Raw genomic sequence first — 13,039 nt, forward strand, 5'->3', positions numbered from 1 at the left:
CTTCAGGTTCAACAATATCCAAAAAAATTGCGAGAAATTGTTTCAGCAGCGCATAAATACGCACTTTCGCTCTCGACGGCACGGGATGTGATGCCTATTATGCATAGGTTTCGCATTATTCATGGGAGAGAGAGCATGCGTTCAGCGTTTTGGGTAGGGTGTGCCGCGTTATTGCTGTCGGCCTGTAGTAACGAACCTGTTCAGCAGGCCACGGCGGCACACGTAACGCCGGGAATGAAAGCCGCGATGTCCAGTTCTGGACAAGCTAACTGCGCGATGATTGGTGGCTCACTGTCGGTTGCCCGCCAGCTCGATGGCTCTGCGATCGGGATGTGCGCCTTGCCAAACGGCAAACGCTGCAGTGAACAGTCGTTTGCCGTTGGATCCTGCGGTAGCTACTGATTATTCAGCGCGTTTAAACATCAGCGTTTTGTCGGCTGTCGCCAGCGTTAACTGGTCTTCAGTCAGGTCGACCTGCGCCCCTTTGCGCAGCATGTCGCCGATGGCCTGATCCAGCTCGTTCAATTGTGGTTCGGTACAGAGTTTGCGCGTCATGGCCAGCCCTTTAACCTTAAGTTCCCCTTCGGACAATTTTCCCTGTCCGTTGAAGCGGTTACACATCACGCCGGAAATGCTGATGTTATTAACCAGGCTGATATCGGGCAACGCGCTAAAACTGATCTCAGGTTGCGTTGTCGTGGCCTTCACGGCTTTCCCGTCCACATTTTCCAGCACAAAGCGGTGGTTCTTAAGCTGTTCCGGCTGAACAGACGCTTTACCCGGATTAACGCAGCCGGAGAGGACAAGACTGATAACACTTAACGCAATGAGTTTTTTCATTTTTCTTCTCGAACTATAAATACTGTGAATCATTTACCAGTGTAACGATACGCTGGCGTGCGTTAATGGGGTTTATCTGAAAGTGCGGGAAGAAGACCGGGCAACGCAGCGGTTGCCCGGGACAAGATCAGTGAGATTTAAACCCGGCGGCCGTCATCAGCATGCGGAAGAACATACTGACAGCCGCCAGCGCCAGTACGCTGCCGCCCCAGATAATGGCCAGCCACAGCAATCGTTTCCAGACAGGCTGTTGCATCAGTGATAACCCTCCCCATGCTGTACTTTTCCGCGAAATACGTAGTAACTCCAGAAGGTGTAGACCAGAATCACGGGAATGATCAACAACGCACCTACCAGCATAAAGCCCTGACTTTGTGTCGGCGCGGCCGCCTGCCACAGGGTGATCGACGGTGGAATAATATGCGGCCAGATGCTGATCCCAAGCCCGCTAAAGCCGAGAAAAATAAGCCCCAGCGTCAGGATAAACGGCCGATTATGGCTTTGCCGATTATTCAGGCAGCGCCACAGATACAGACTCAGCAGGACGACCAGAGCCGGAACCGGCAACAGATAAAACAGGTTCGGCAGCGTAAACCAGCGCGCGGCGATGGCCGGGTGCGCCAGCGGGGTCTAGAGACTGATCGCCGCGATAACGGCCAGCAGCACAATTAAGAGCGTTTTAGAAACTTCGCGCATCCGCTGTTGCAGGGCATTTTCACTTTTCATCACCAGCCAGGTGGCGCCCAGCAGCGCATAGGCCACCACCAGACCCGCGCCACAGAACAGGTTAAACGCGGTAAACCAGTCAAAGGGACCGCCGGTATAGGCACGCCCGGTGACGGCAAACCCGTTTATGACGGCACCCACCGTCACGCCCTGGGTAAACGTCGCCAGAAGTGAACCGCCAATAAAGGCTTTATCCCAGAACGGACGGTGCGCTGGCGTTGCTTTAAAACGAAACTCAAACGCCACGCCACGAAAAATAAGACCGATCAGCATTAATGTCAGCGGAATGGTGAGGGCATCGATAATCACCGCGTAGGCCAGCGGAAAGGCACCGAAGAGGGCAGCGCCACCCAGCACCAGCCAGGTTTCATTCCCGTCCCAGACCGGGGCGACGCTGTTGACCATCACATCGCGATCGTCCGGGTTTTGCGTTATCGGGAACAGAATGCCGATCCCCAGATCAAAACCGTCCATCACGATATACATCAGCGTCGCGAAGACGATGATGACAAACCAGATAATGGAAAGATCGATACCCATTATGGCTGCTCCTTATTGCCAGTGGTAACTGCGGAAAGCGGGCGTGCCGGACGTCCATCGGCCTCGGTGGCGAACGATTCGTGAGGCTGAGGCCCTTTTTTAATCAGGCGCACCATATAGCTGTAACCGACGCCGAAGACCGAGGTGTAAACGACGAAGAAAGCCAGCAAACTGACGCTCATATGCAGATCGCCATGAGCGGACACCGCATCCCGGGTACGTTGAAGCCCATAGACGACCCAAGGCTGGCGTCCAACTTCGGTGGTCACCCATCCGGCCAGTATGGCGATCAACCCTGAAGGCCCCATCAGCAGGGCAAACCACAGGAAGGGGCGCGAGGTGTAAACGCGCTTTTTATAGCGCAACCAGAGCGCCACCACGCCGAGCAGCAGCATCAGCATGCCTAAGCCCGCCATAATGCGGAACGACCAGAAGACAATGGTGGAATTTGGCCGATCTTCCTTCGGGAACTCCTTGAGCGCCGGAACCTGTTTATCCAGACTGTGCGTCAGGATAAGGCTGCCAAGAGCGGGGATCTCAAGGCCAAAGCGGGTGCGCTCCAGTTCCATATCTGGCCAGCCAAACAGCAGTAGCGGGGTAGGTTCCCCCGGTGGGTTTTCCCAGTGCCCCTCAATGGCGGCGATTTTGGCAGGCTGATGCTTTAAGGTATTCAGCCCATGCATATCACCGACCATTGCCTGGATGGGGGCCACAATCAGGGTCATCCACAGCGCCATAGAAAACATAGCGCGGATGGCAGGCGTATTGTTTCCGCGCAGCAGATGCCATGCCGCCGATGCGCCAACAAACAGGGCGCTACTGAGGAAGGCGGCTATCGACATATGCAGCAGACGATAAGGGAAGGAGGGGTTAAAGACCACGGCAAACCAGTCTACCGGGACGACCTGCCCGTTGACGATCTCATAGCCCTGTGGGGTCTGCATCCAGCTATTGGAGGAGAGGATCCAGAAGGTGGAGATAATTGTCCCCAGCGCCACCATACAGGTGGCGAAGAAGTGCAGCCCAGGCCCGACTTTATTCCAGCCGAACAGCATCACGCCGAGGAATCCGGCCTCAAGGAAAAAGGCGGTTAGCACTTCATAGGTCAGAAGCGGGCCGGTAATGCTGCCCGCAAACTGCGAAAATCCACTCCAGTTAGTGCCAAACTGATACGCCATCACCAGCCCGGAGACCACGCCCATGCCAAAGTTAACGGCAAAAATCCTGGACCAGAAGTGGTACAGCGAGCGCCAGATCGGATTTTTTGTTTTCAGCCACAGCCCTTCAAGCACAGCAAGATAGCTTGCCAGGCCGATAGTGATTGCCGGGAAAATAATGTGGAAGGATACGGTAAAGGCAAACTGTATCCGTGCAAGGTGAAAAGCATCTAAACCAAACATGCACAGCCTCAATGTCAAACGGTGTGCTGTTATGGTACAGAGGCGCAGATCAGACTATCAGACGCAGAAACGCGAAATTTAACCATAACAGTTGGAAAAAAGCTCCCGCTTTTGCCATCTGATATACTTACTTATAGGGCATAAAAATATTTTTTTAATGAATTTTATGCATTAAACCGCTTGCTTTGTCGTCGGCACCGTGCGTTAATGGTCTTCTGGTTTTGAGTCCAAATAAATATCTGACGTAGTTTTATAAAGCAGTTCTCATCACGTTGTGCCTCTCCGCAGCCTCTCTTGGGTCTTTATCTACATTCCGATTAGTTTTGTTTCAAACCATTATCGCCTGATCGGCTCATGAGTAATTTACGTTTTTACGTTTACAGGAGAATCCTATGACTTCTTATATCCATTTTCGCTGCCCATGCTGTCATGGCTCGCAGTACCGTACTTCAGCCTTTGATGTGTCTGAGAAAAATCCCTTCGGCGCAAAATGCATCTTTTGCAAATCGCCAATGATTACGCTCGACCATCTGGCCGCGGCGCGTCTCGCACACAATCATGTGACCGAGTACCGTAAGTAATTCATTTCATAAACCATAACAGTTAGCAAAATCTTCTCTTTTTCTCCTGCTGATATACACTGTCGGCATTAAGGAGAATCTGATGAAAAAATACCAGCGTCTGGCGCAACAAATTATCTCGCAGATTGAGCTTGGCGTATGGTTGCCGGGCGATAAGCTGCCTTCTCTGCGAGAGCAGGTGGCGAGCAGCGGCATGAGTTTTATGACCGTGGGCCACGCGTATCAGATGCTGGAAAGTCAGGGGCGCATTGTCGCCAGACCGCAGTCGGGCTATTACGTTGCCTCGCGCCCGACCGCACAACAGCCAGCGCCACCTGCACAGGTCATGCGCGACGAAGCGGTGGACATCAACACCTATATCTTCGACGTTCTGCAGGCCAGCCGCGACCCGTCGGTTGTTCCTTTCGCTTCCGCTTTTCCCGACCCGCGTCTTTTCCCGCTTCAGCAACTCAACCGCTCGCTGGCGAACGTCAGCAAAACCGCGACGGCGATGAGCGTGATTGAAAACCTGCCGCCGGGTAATGTCGATTTGCGCCACGCCATTGCCCGCCGCTATGCACAGCAGGGGATGAACATCTCACCGGAGGAGATCGTGATCACCGCAGGCGCGCTCGAAGCGCTGAACTTGAGTCTCCAGGCGGTGACCGAGCCGGGGGATTGGGTGATTGTCGAAAACCCCTGTTTCTACGGCGCGCTGCAGGCGCTGGAACGTCTGAAGTTGAAGGCCCTGTCGATTGCGACGGACGTGCGCGAGGGAATCGATCTCAATGCGCTTGAACAGGCGCTGAATGACTACCCGGTCAAGGCCTGCTGGATAATGACCAACAGTCAAAATCCGCTTGGCTTTACGCTCAGCCTGGAGAAAAAAGCGCAGCTTGTGGCGTTGCTGACGAGGCACAACGTCACGCTGATTGAAGATGATGTCTACAGCGAGCTCTATTTTGGCCGTGAAAAGCCGCTCCCGGCGAAAGCTTGGGATCGTCAGGACATGACGCTGCACTGCTCCTCGTTTTCGAAATGTCTGGTGGCCGGTTTTCGTATCGGCTGGGTAGCGGCGGGTAAACATGCGCGGCGCATTCAGCAGCTTCAGCTGATGAGCACGCTCTCTACCAGCTCCCCGATGCAGCTGGCGCTGGTGGATTACCTCGCGACCAAACGCTACGACGCCCATCTTCGCCGCCTGCGACGCACGCTGGCCGAGCGTAAACAGCAGGCGTGGCAGTCACTTTTGCGCCATATGCCGCAGGGCGTCAAAATCCATCATAACGATAGCGGCTACTTTTTGTGGCTGGAGCTTCCGGCACAGCTGGATGCAGGGCTGTTAAGCGAACAGGCTTTACGCCATCACATCAGTATTGCCCCAGGCAAGATGTTTTCTACCTCAGATGTCTGGACACCTTTTTTCCGTTTTAATACCTCCTGGGCATGGGGGGAGCGGGAAGAGCAAGCCGTTATTCAGTTAGGGAAATTAATCAGCAGCATGTTGAAATAACGATTCCGGTCTCTCGCTAAATAATCATTGCTTATCTTTTTGCCGCCGCGGCGACCATTTTGCCGCGTCGCATCATACGAAATCTGCATACCACCTCTCACGCCTAACCCCTTGTCTATAATCCAGTTAACGGGGAATGCGCCCTCGGTCACACCTTGATGAAATTTCCTTAAGCCGCACGGTACGGGGCATTTGCGCGGTCTACGTTTAATGAGGGAGATATTTTTACGGCACGGCTGCCGCTAAATTTTCATTGCGACTGGAGTAATGTTTATGAGCAAAAAATTTGCCCGCAGCAGCCTGTGTGCGCTTGGTATGGCCATAATGACCGCGCAAGCCGCCGAGCCACCGAAAGCGATTGGCGACGGAGAGGGTCGGCTGGATATTATTGCCTGGCCGGGTTACATCGAGCGGGGACAAACGGATAAAAATTATGACTGGGTAACCCAGTTTGAAAAAGAGACCGGCTGTGCGGTAAACGTCAAAACCGCCGCCACGTCGGACGAGATGGTGAGCCTGATGGCGAAAGGCGGGTATGACCTGGTCACCGCGTCCGGAGATGCGTCGCTCCGTCTGATTATGGGCAAACGCGTTCAGCCGATTAACCCGGAACTCATCCCCAACTGGAAAACCCTCGACCCGCGCCTCGTTAAAGGTGAATGGTTTAACGTGGGCGGCAACGTCTACGGCACGCCGTATCAGTGGGGGCCAAACCTGCTGATGTACAACACCAAAACCTTCCCGACACCGCCGGACAGCTGGAGCGTGGTGTTTGTAAAACAGGACTTACCGGACGGTAAAACCAACCAGGGCCGCGTGCAGGCCTATGACGGGCCGATTTACATTGCCGATGCGGCACTGTTTGTGAAGGCCACTCAACCCCAGTTGGGTATTAACGACCCCTACCAGCTGACGGAAGAACAGTACGCAGCGGTTCTGAAAGTGCTACGCGATCAGCACGCCCTGATCCACCGCTACTGGCATGACACCACCGTACAGATGAGTGACTTTAAGAATGAAGGCGTGGTGGCGTCCAGCGCCTGGCCATACCAGGCGAATGCCCTGAAAGCCGAAAACCAGCCGATCGCGACCGTCTTCCCGAAAGAGGGCGTCACGGGCTGGGCAGACACCACTATGCTTCACGCGCAGGCAAAACACCCGATGTGTGCTTACAAATGGATGAACTGGTCGCTGACGCCAAAAGTGCAGGGCGATCTGGCGGCGTGGTTTGGCTCTCTGCCGGTGGTGGCGCAAGGGTGTAAGGCCAGTACGCTGCTGGGTGAGAAAGGCTGTGAAACCAACGGTTACGACGCCTTTGACAAAATCAAGTTCTGGAAAACCCCGATCGCCGAAGGCGGCAAATATGTGCCTTACAGCCGCTGGACGCAGGATTACATCGCCATCATGGGTGGCCGTTAATCATCCGGGAGCAGAACATGACGTACGCGGTAGAGTTTAATGACGTTTCCCGTCTGTACGGCGACGTACGTGCGGTGGATGGGGTGAGCATTGCCATTCGTGACGGGGAGTTTTTCTCCATGCTGGGGCCGTCGGGTTCCGGCAAAACCACCTGCCTTCGGCTGATCGCCGGTTTTGAACAACTCTCCGGCGGGACAATCACAATCTTCGGTAAAGAAGCGAGTGAGCTTCCTCCGTGGGAGCGAGACGTCAATACGGTGTTCCAGGACTACGCGCTGTTTCCGCATATGTCGATTCTCGATAACGTCGCTTACGGGCTGATGGTCAAAGGCATCGACAAGAAAAAACGCCATGCACTGGCGCAGGAGGCGCTGGAAAAGGTCGGGCTGAGCTTTGCCATTGCACGCAAGCCGTCGCAGCTTTCCGGCGGCCAGCGTCAGCGCGTTGCCATTGCGCGTGCGCTGGTCAATGAACCCCGCGTGCTGTTGCTGGATGAACCGCTGGGCGCGCTCGATCTGAAACTGCGTGAACAGATGCAGGTCGAGCTGAAAAAACTTCAACAGGCACTCGGGATCACCTTTATTTTTGTGACTCACGATCAGGGGGAAGCCCTGTCAATGTCCGACCGGGTCGCCGTTTTCAACAACGGACGCATTGAGCAGGTGGATACCCCGCGTGAGCTATACATGCGGCCGCGTACGCCGTTCGTGGCCAGTTTTGTCGGCACCTCGAACGTTTTCGATGCGGCACTGGCGCAGAAAGTGTGCGGCATGGAGGGCGCTTATTCGCTTCGACCGGAACATATCCGACTCAATGAGAGCGGTGAGGTTCAGGTTGAAGGCGTGGTTCAGGCTGTCCAGTATCAGGGTGCGGCAACGCGCCTGGAGCTGAAACTTGCCGGGGGGGCAAAACTGCTGGTGAGCCAGGCCAATCTCAGCGCGGCCACACTGCACACCGGCGTTGAGCCGGGGCAGGCGGTGCTGGCGTCATGGTCGCGCGACGCCATGATCCGCCTGCATGAGGAAGGGTGAAATGGCGATGAGCGTCTTACATCCTCCCGCACCGCGCGGTACCCTAAGCCGCATGACCGCGCACTTCTGGCGCAAACCGTCGCTGGGGATATTCCTGCTGCTGCTGGCACCGCTGATGTGGTTTGGCATCGTCTATCTGGGATCGCTCCTCACGCTGTTGTGGCAGGGCTTTTATACCTTTGATGACTTCACCATGTCGGTTACGCCGGACCTGACGCTGGCGAACATTCAGGCACTTTTTAACCCGGCAAACTACGACATTATTATCCGTACGCTGGTGATGGCGATTGCGGTCACCCTCGCCAGCGCCATTCTGGCCTTCCCGATGGCCTGGTATATGGCGCGTTACACCAGCGGCAAATGGAAAGCGTTCTTCTATATTGCCGTTATGCTACCGATGTGGGCGAGCTATATCGTCAAAGCGTACGCGTGGACGCTACTGCTGGCGAAAGATGGCGTAGCGCAGTGGTTTCTCAGCCATCTGGGGCTGGAGCCGATCCTGGTCTCTGTTCTGACGCTCCCGGCGATTGGCGGGAACACGTTATCGACCTCCGGGCTGGGGCGGTTTATGGTCTTTGTCTACATCTGGCTGCCGTTTATGATCCTGCCCGTGCAGGCGGCGCTGGAACGGCTGCCTGCCTCGTTGTTGCAGGCCTCTGCCGATCTCGGCGCGCGTCCGCGTCAGACCTTTCGTTATGTTGTTCTACCGCTGGCGATCCCGGGTATTGCGGCGGGCTCGATATTTACCTTCTCTCTGACGCTGGGGGATTTTATCGTGCCACAGCTGGTAGGGCCGCCTGGCTATTTCATTGGCAATATGGTCTATGCCCAGCAGGGGGCCATCGGCAATATGCCCATGGCTGCTGCCTTCACCCTGGTGCCGATTGTGCTTATCTCGCTTTATCTGGCGTTCGTGAAACGTCTGGGGGCATTCGATGCACTCTGAACGCGCACCGTTGTTCCTGAAAGTGGCCGCCTGGGGCGGGGTGATCTTCCTCCACTTCCCCCTGCTGATTATTGCCATCTACGCTTTTAATACTGAGGACGCGGCCTTCAGCTTCCCGCCGCAGGGGCTGACGTTGAAGTGGTTTAGCGTGGCGGCGGGGCGTGGCGACATCATCGATTCCGTGACGTTGTCACTTAAAATTGCGACGTTAGCGACGGCTATTGCCCTGGTACTTGGCACGCTTGCTGCAGCGGCGCTGTGGCGTAGCGCGTTTTTTGGCAAAAACGCCATTTCGCTGTTGCTGCTGTTACCGATAGCGCTGCCGGGCATCATCACCGGTCTGGCGCTGCTGACCGCTTTCAAAACCATCAATCTGGAGCCTGGTTTTTTTACCATCGTTGTCGGGCACGCCACGTTCTGCGTGGTGGTGGTGTTTAACAATGTGATTGCCCGGTTCCGACGCACCTCCTGGAGCCTGGTTGAAGCGTCGATGGATTTAGGGGCCGATGGCTGGCAAACCTTCCGTTACGTGGTCCTGCCCAATCTTGGGTCGGCGCTGCTGGCCGGGGGCATGCTGGCGTTTGCTCTGTCGTTTGACGAAATTATCGTCACAACATTTACCGCTGGACACGAGCGCACATTACCGCTGTGGTTGCTTAACCAGCTCGGACGTCCGCGTGACGTGCCGGTCACCAACGTGGTCGCACTGCTGGTGATGCTGGTGACAACCTTCCCCATTCTGGGAGCCTGGTGGCTAACCCGCGACGGCGAGAACAGCGCCGGGAGCGGGAAATAACATTGATTTCAACGGGACAATGCTATGCAAAAACGACTGCTGATTAATGGTGAACTGGTGAGCGGCGAGGGGGAAAAACAGCCGGTCTATAACCCTGCCACCGGAGAGGTTCTGCTGGAGATTGCTGAAGCATCAGCCGCGCAGGTCGACGCGGCCGTGCAGGCAGCCGATCGGGCATTCGCACAGTGGGGGCAAACCACGCCCAAAACGCGTGCCGAATGCCTGCTGAAACTGGCTGACGTTATTGAAGCGCATGCCGACGAGTTTGCCAGACTCGAATCCCTGAACTGCGGTAAGCCGCTGCACTGCGCGCTGGGCGATGAGATCCCCGCGGTGGTCGATGTGTTTCGGTTCTTTGCTGGCGCGGCCCGCTGCCTGAACGGACTGGCGGCGGGTGAGTATCTGGACGGCCATACCTCGATGATCCGCCGCGATCCGGTCGGGGTTGTCGCCTCCATCGCCCCCTGGAACTACCCGCTAATGATGGCGGCGTGGAAGCTGGCACCGGCGCTGGCCGCCGGGAACTGCGTGGTCATCAAGCCTTCTGAGATTACGCCGCTGACCGCCTTAAAACTGGCCGAACTAGCGAAGGATATTTTCCCTGCAGGCGTGCTGAACGTGCTGTTCGGGCGCGGAAAAACGGTAGGCGATCCGCTGACCGGGCATGAGAAAGTGCGCATGGTGTCACTCACCGGCTCAATTGCAACCGGGGAGCACATCATTGGCCATACCGCCTCATCCATAAAACGTACCCACATGGAGCTGGGCGGCAAGGCACCGGTTATCGTTTTTGATGACGCCGATCTGGATGCGGTCGTCGAGGGCGTGCGGACGTTTGGTTTCTACAATGCCGGGCAGGACTGTACTGCGGCCTGCCGGATTTATGCCCAAAAGGGCATTTATGCTGCGCTGGTGGAAAAACTGGGCGCAGCGGTGGCCAGCCTGAAGATGGGGGCGCCGGAAGAGGCCTCTACCGAGCTGGGGCCGCTGAGCTCGCAAGCGCATCTGTCGCGCGTCTGTCAGGCTGTGGAGGAGGCCAAAGCGCTCAGCCATATCCGCGTGGTGACGGGCGGCAGTAAAAAAGAGGGAGCGGGTTACTACTTCCAGCCAACCCTGCTGGCCGGGGCAAAACAGGAAGATGCCATTGTGCAACGTGAAGTCTTTGGCCCGGTGGTGAGCGTCACTGAATTTGACGACGAAGAACAGGTGCTGGCCTGGGCTAACGATTCACAATATGGCCTGGCCTCGTCCGTCTGGACCCGGGATGTGGGGCGAGCTCACCGGCTGAGTGCGCGTCTGCAATACGGCTGCACCTGGGTGAATACCCATTTTATGCTGGTAAGCGAAATGCCACACGGCGGCATGAAGTTATCCGGTTATGGGAAAGATATGTCGGTGTACGGGCTTGAGGATTATACCGTAGTCCGGCATGTGATGATAAAACACTAATATGCAGCTAAGTGGCTGTAATATATTGAAAATATATTGCAGTCGCTTGCTTGTGGACCATTGACGTTAAAATTAGTGCTCAGCAGAGCTGCCTGGTTGATGATTATGCCATCCTGACTGGAATTGGATAAACATGTGTAATAATGGCCCCAAACGGCAACTGGAATGACAGGTAATGGGATTTCAATATTGGTTCACGGTATGTGCAATTTTTCTGACCTGCCCCTTTATGCTTGTTCAGTCGATTATCTTTTTGCGACGAGGTGTCTACACTAAAACCTTCAAGGGAACGATGCGAAAGGAATATATCCACAAAGACACTAAACCTATTGAATACTGGTTTAACGTTATTGCTCAAATGATGATGAGTGCTGCAGTACTTGGTTTAGGTTTCTGGTTATTAGATGACCTACCTGCCTTTCATAGTTGGCACACTGAAATCCGCGCAATGCTTCCTTTTTAATTCACCATTGAAAAGATGCCAAACCTCGCTCAAGCGGGGTTTTTTGTTACCTGAAGATAACCACGGGGCATCGAAGCCAGAGGGATTAAAGAGTCAACTACAATCTTGATCTTGTCATGCATGGTTTTCGAAGACGGATCCTTGTCAGGGCATAGTTGTAACGCAATATACTCATTTGTTATTAGCCTTAATATTTAAGTGGTTATTGTGTAACGAAAAAACTTGATCTGTATCAACATATGACGCATATTGCGTGCGGTTATTTTTTCGGCTCTGGAATACAGAATGACGTTGTATCAAAAGATGTTGGTTTTTTACGCAATCATGGCTTCTATCTGCGCATTAATCACCTGGTTCCTGTCTAAAGATCGTAAACGCATCCGCCTGCTCAGCGCGTTTCTGGTAGGGTCGACGTGGCCGATGAGCTTCCCCGTTGCGCTGCTGGTCTCGCTTTTCTGAAGCACGCTTCCATTTTTAAACGATGAACATGGCATTCCCGCTACGATAACTGTATAAATAAACAGTGCATCGTAAAAGGAGTGCTTATGAACAGTTTTTACTCGCAACATGCGGGTTGCACCGTCCGCTGGCATGATTTGCCCGGCACCGGCGATCCCGTTGTCTTCATCCACGGATTGGGCTGCGCCTCGTCCTATGAATATCCCCGCGTCGTTCGAGACCCTCAGTTTGGCGGGTGCAGAACGATTCTCATCGATTTACCCGGCAGCGGTTACAGCGATAAGCCTGAGCACTACAGCTACAAAACTACCGATCAGGCCCGCGTTGTGGCTGAACTGATGGATCATCTCAAGCTCGATGCCTTCTGGCTGTACGGTCACAGCATGGGCGGTAGCATCGCCATTGAAGCGGCGGGGCTGCTGGCATCGCGTGTTAAAGGGCTGATGGTGTCGGAACCCAATTTTCATGCCGGGGGTGGGATGTTCAGCCGCTCGATTGCCGCACAAACGGAACAGCAGTTTCTGGAACAGGGATATCAGGCCATGCTCTGTGCAGAAAAAACGGCGTGGGCCGGGTGCCTCCAAAGTAATGCACCTTATGCTGTCTGGCGCGGCGCATCGAGCCTGGTGGCGGGCGTTGAGCCAGACTGGGAAACGCAATTTCTGTCGCTGCCTTGCCCGGTGACGTTGATTTTCGGCGAGCTCTCTTTGCCGGATGACGATGTGGAGCGCCTGAAGCAGAAGGGCGTTGAGGTCAAAATCATCCCTGCTGCGGGGCACTCCATGTCGTGGGAAAACCCGTCGGCACTGGCGCAGACGTTAGCGGAGTGTATGTCGGCGTGATTATCGTTGCGAAATGTTGGCCGGGTAAGCGCAGCACCACCCGGCAACAAAGACT

Annotated in this window: 14 protein-coding genes and 1 pseudogene; 11 read left to right on the forward strand and 4 right to left on the reverse strand. The window is 55.0% G+C overall.

All coding sequences use genetic code 11. The features are described from left to right. The first annotated feature begins 135 nt into the window (after positions 1-135). A complete protein-coding gene (locus ACOTX3_RS12030) occupies positions 136-402 on the forward strand; it encodes a DUF333 domain-containing protein (RefSeq protein WP_421631617.1) in 267 nt (88 codons plus the stop codon). Here ACOTX3_RS12030 and hslJ read toward each other — a convergent pair whose 3' ends face one another. The 4 genes and pseudogenes from hslJ to ACOTX3_RS12050 form a co-directional block, all read right to left on the reverse strand. Next, positions 403-840, reverse strand: coding sequence for a heat shock protein HslJ (gene hslJ / locus ACOTX3_RS12035; RefSeq protein WP_013096466.1), 438 nt, complete (start codon positions 838-840; stop codon positions 403-405). 127 nt (positions 841-967) lie between these two features. Continuing rightward, complete coding sequence (locus tag ACOTX3_RS12040) at positions 968-1,096, reverse strand: DUF2474 domain-containing protein (protein ID WP_013096467.1); 129 nt, start codon at positions 1,094-1,096, stop codon at positions 968-970. Then, positions 1,096-2,106, reverse strand: a pseudogene (gene cydB / locus ACOTX3_RS12045) (cytochrome d ubiquinol oxidase subunit II). The gene ACOTX3_RS12040 and the pseudogene cydB overlap by 1 nt, the downstream one beginning before the upstream one ends. Beyond that, positions 2,106-3,506 carry a cytochrome ubiquinol oxidase subunit I gene (locus ACOTX3_RS12050; protein ID WP_045903047.1) on the reverse strand — a complete coding sequence of 467 codons (1,401 nt, stop codon included), beginning with the start codon at positions 3,504-3,506 and terminating at the stop codon, positions 2,106-2,108. The pseudogene cydB and the gene ACOTX3_RS12050 overlap by 1 nt, the downstream one beginning before the upstream one ends. Positions 3,507-3,898: 392 nt before the next feature. Here ACOTX3_RS12050 and ACOTX3_RS12055 point away from each other — a divergent pair, with 392 nt between their 5' ends. From ACOTX3_RS12055 to ACOTX3_RS12100, 10 genes are all read left to right on the forward strand, one after another. Next, complete coding sequence (locus ACOTX3_RS12055) at positions 3,899-4,087, forward strand: hypothetical protein (RefSeq protein WP_020689184.1); 189 nt, start codon at positions 3,899-3,901, stop codon at positions 4,085-4,087. A gap of 82 nt (positions 4,088-4,169) precedes the next feature. Next, positions 4,170-5,579, forward strand: a complete 1,410-nt coding sequence (locus ACOTX3_RS12060) for a PLP-dependent aminotransferase family protein (protein ID WP_058679481.1) — start codon at positions 4,170-4,172, stop codon at positions 5,577-5,579. Between the two features lie 273 nt (positions 5,580-5,852). After that, complete coding sequence (gene ydcS / locus ACOTX3_RS12065; protein WP_014832084.1) at positions 5,853-6,998, forward strand: putative ABC transporter substrate-binding protein YdcS; 1,146 nt, start codon at positions 5,853-5,855, stop codon at positions 6,996-6,998. Positions 6,999-7,015: 17 nt separating this feature from the next. Then, positions 7,016-8,029, forward strand: coding sequence for an ABC transporter ATP-binding protein (locus ACOTX3_RS12070; RefSeq protein ID WP_058679482.1), 1,014 nt, complete (start codon positions 7,016-7,018; stop codon positions 8,027-8,029). Between the two features lies 1 nt (position 8,030). Further along, on the forward strand, positions 8,031-8,975 hold the full coding sequence (locus ACOTX3_RS12075) for an ABC transporter permease (protein ID WP_058679483.1): 945 nt from the start codon (positions 8,031-8,033) through the stop codon (positions 8,973-8,975). Further along, positions 8,965-9,771, forward strand: coding sequence for an ABC transporter permease (locus tag ACOTX3_RS12080; protein WP_029882932.1), 807 nt, complete (start codon positions 8,965-8,967; stop codon positions 9,769-9,771). The genes ACOTX3_RS12075 and ACOTX3_RS12080 overlap by 11 nt, the downstream gene beginning before the upstream one ends. A 24-nt stretch (positions 9,772-9,795) precedes the next feature. Then, positions 9,796-11,220: an aminobutyraldehyde dehydrogenase gene (gene patD / locus ACOTX3_RS12085; RefSeq protein WP_023621156.1), complete on the forward strand. Its 1,425-nt coding sequence runs from the start codon at positions 9,796-9,798 to the stop codon at positions 11,218-11,220. A gap of 175 nt (positions 11,221-11,395) precedes the next feature. Then, on the forward strand, positions 11,396-11,683 hold the full coding sequence (locus ACOTX3_RS12090; RefSeq protein ID WP_029882934.1) for a hypothetical protein: 288 nt from the start codon (positions 11,396-11,398) through the stop codon (positions 11,681-11,683). Positions 11,684-11,968: 285 nt separating this feature from the next. Further along, a complete protein-coding gene (locus ACOTX3_RS12095) occupies positions 11,969-12,142 on the forward strand; it encodes a GhoT/OrtT family toxin (protein ID WP_013096478.1) in 174 nt (57 codons plus the stop codon). Between the two features lie 86 nt (positions 12,143-12,228). Beyond that, entirely contained in the window at positions 12,229-12,984 is a 756-nt protein-coding gene (locus ACOTX3_RS12100) for an alpha/beta fold hydrolase (protein WP_029882935.1), read from the forward strand. Positions 12,985-13,039 lie beyond the last annotated feature (55 nt).

The sequence above is a fragment of the Enterobacter cloacae complex sp. IR5384 genome, assembly GCF_049237265.1.
Taxonomy (GTDB): domain Bacteria; phylum Pseudomonadota; class Gammaproteobacteria; order Enterobacterales; family Enterobacteriaceae; genus Enterobacter; species Enterobacter cloacae.

Excerpts from the sequence above, each read along its gene's own strand:
- ACOTX3_RS12030 (WP_421631617.1), top strand. The coding sequence starts at position 136 with ATGCGTTCAGCGTTTTGGGTAGGGTGTGCCGCGTTATTGCTGTCGGCC.
- hslJ (WP_013096466.1), bottom strand. The coding sequence starts at position 840 with ATGAAAAAACTCATTGCGTTAAGTGTTATCAGTCTTGTCCTCTCCGGC.
- ACOTX3_RS12040 (WP_013096467.1), bottom strand. The coding sequence starts at position 1,096 with ATGCAACAGCCTGTCTGGAAACGATTGCTGTGGCTGGCCATTATCTGG.
- ACOTX3_RS12050 (WP_045903047.1), bottom strand. The coding sequence starts at position 3,506 with ATGTTTGGTTTAGATGCTTTTCACCTTGCACGGATACAGTTTGCCTTT.
- ACOTX3_RS12055 (WP_020689184.1), top strand. The coding sequence starts at position 3,899 with ATGACTTCTTATATCCATTTTCGCTGCCCATGCTGTCATGGCTCGCAG.
- ACOTX3_RS12060 (WP_058679481.1), top strand. The coding sequence starts at position 4,170 with ATGAAAAAATACCAGCGTCTGGCGCAACAAATTATCTCGCAGATTGAG.
- ydcS (WP_014832084.1), top strand. The coding sequence starts at position 5,853 with ATGAGCAAAAAATTTGCCCGCAGCAGCCTGTGTGCGCTTGGTATGGCC.
- ACOTX3_RS12070 (WP_058679482.1), top strand. The coding sequence starts at position 7,016 with ATGACGTACGCGGTAGAGTTTAATGACGTTTCCCGTCTGTACGGCGAC.
- ACOTX3_RS12075 (WP_058679483.1), top strand. The coding sequence starts at position 8,031 with ATGGCGATGAGCGTCTTACATCCTCCCGCACCGCGCGGTACCCTAAGC.
- ACOTX3_RS12080 (WP_029882932.1), top strand. The coding sequence starts at position 8,965 with ATGCACTCTGAACGCGCACCGTTGTTCCTGAAAGTGGCCGCCTGGGGC.
- patD (WP_023621156.1), top strand. The coding sequence starts at position 9,796 with ATGCAAAAACGACTGCTGATTAATGGTGAACTGGTGAGCGGCGAGGGG.
- ACOTX3_RS12090 (WP_029882934.1), top strand. The coding sequence starts at position 11,396 with ATGGGATTTCAATATTGGTTCACGGTATGTGCAATTTTTCTGACCTGC.
- ACOTX3_RS12095 (WP_013096478.1), top strand. The coding sequence starts at position 11,969 with ATGACGTTGTATCAAAAGATGTTGGTTTTTTACGCAATCATGGCTTCT.
- ACOTX3_RS12100 (WP_029882935.1), top strand. The coding sequence starts at position 12,229 with ATGAACAGTTTTTACTCGCAACATGCGGGTTGCACCGTCCGCTGGCAT.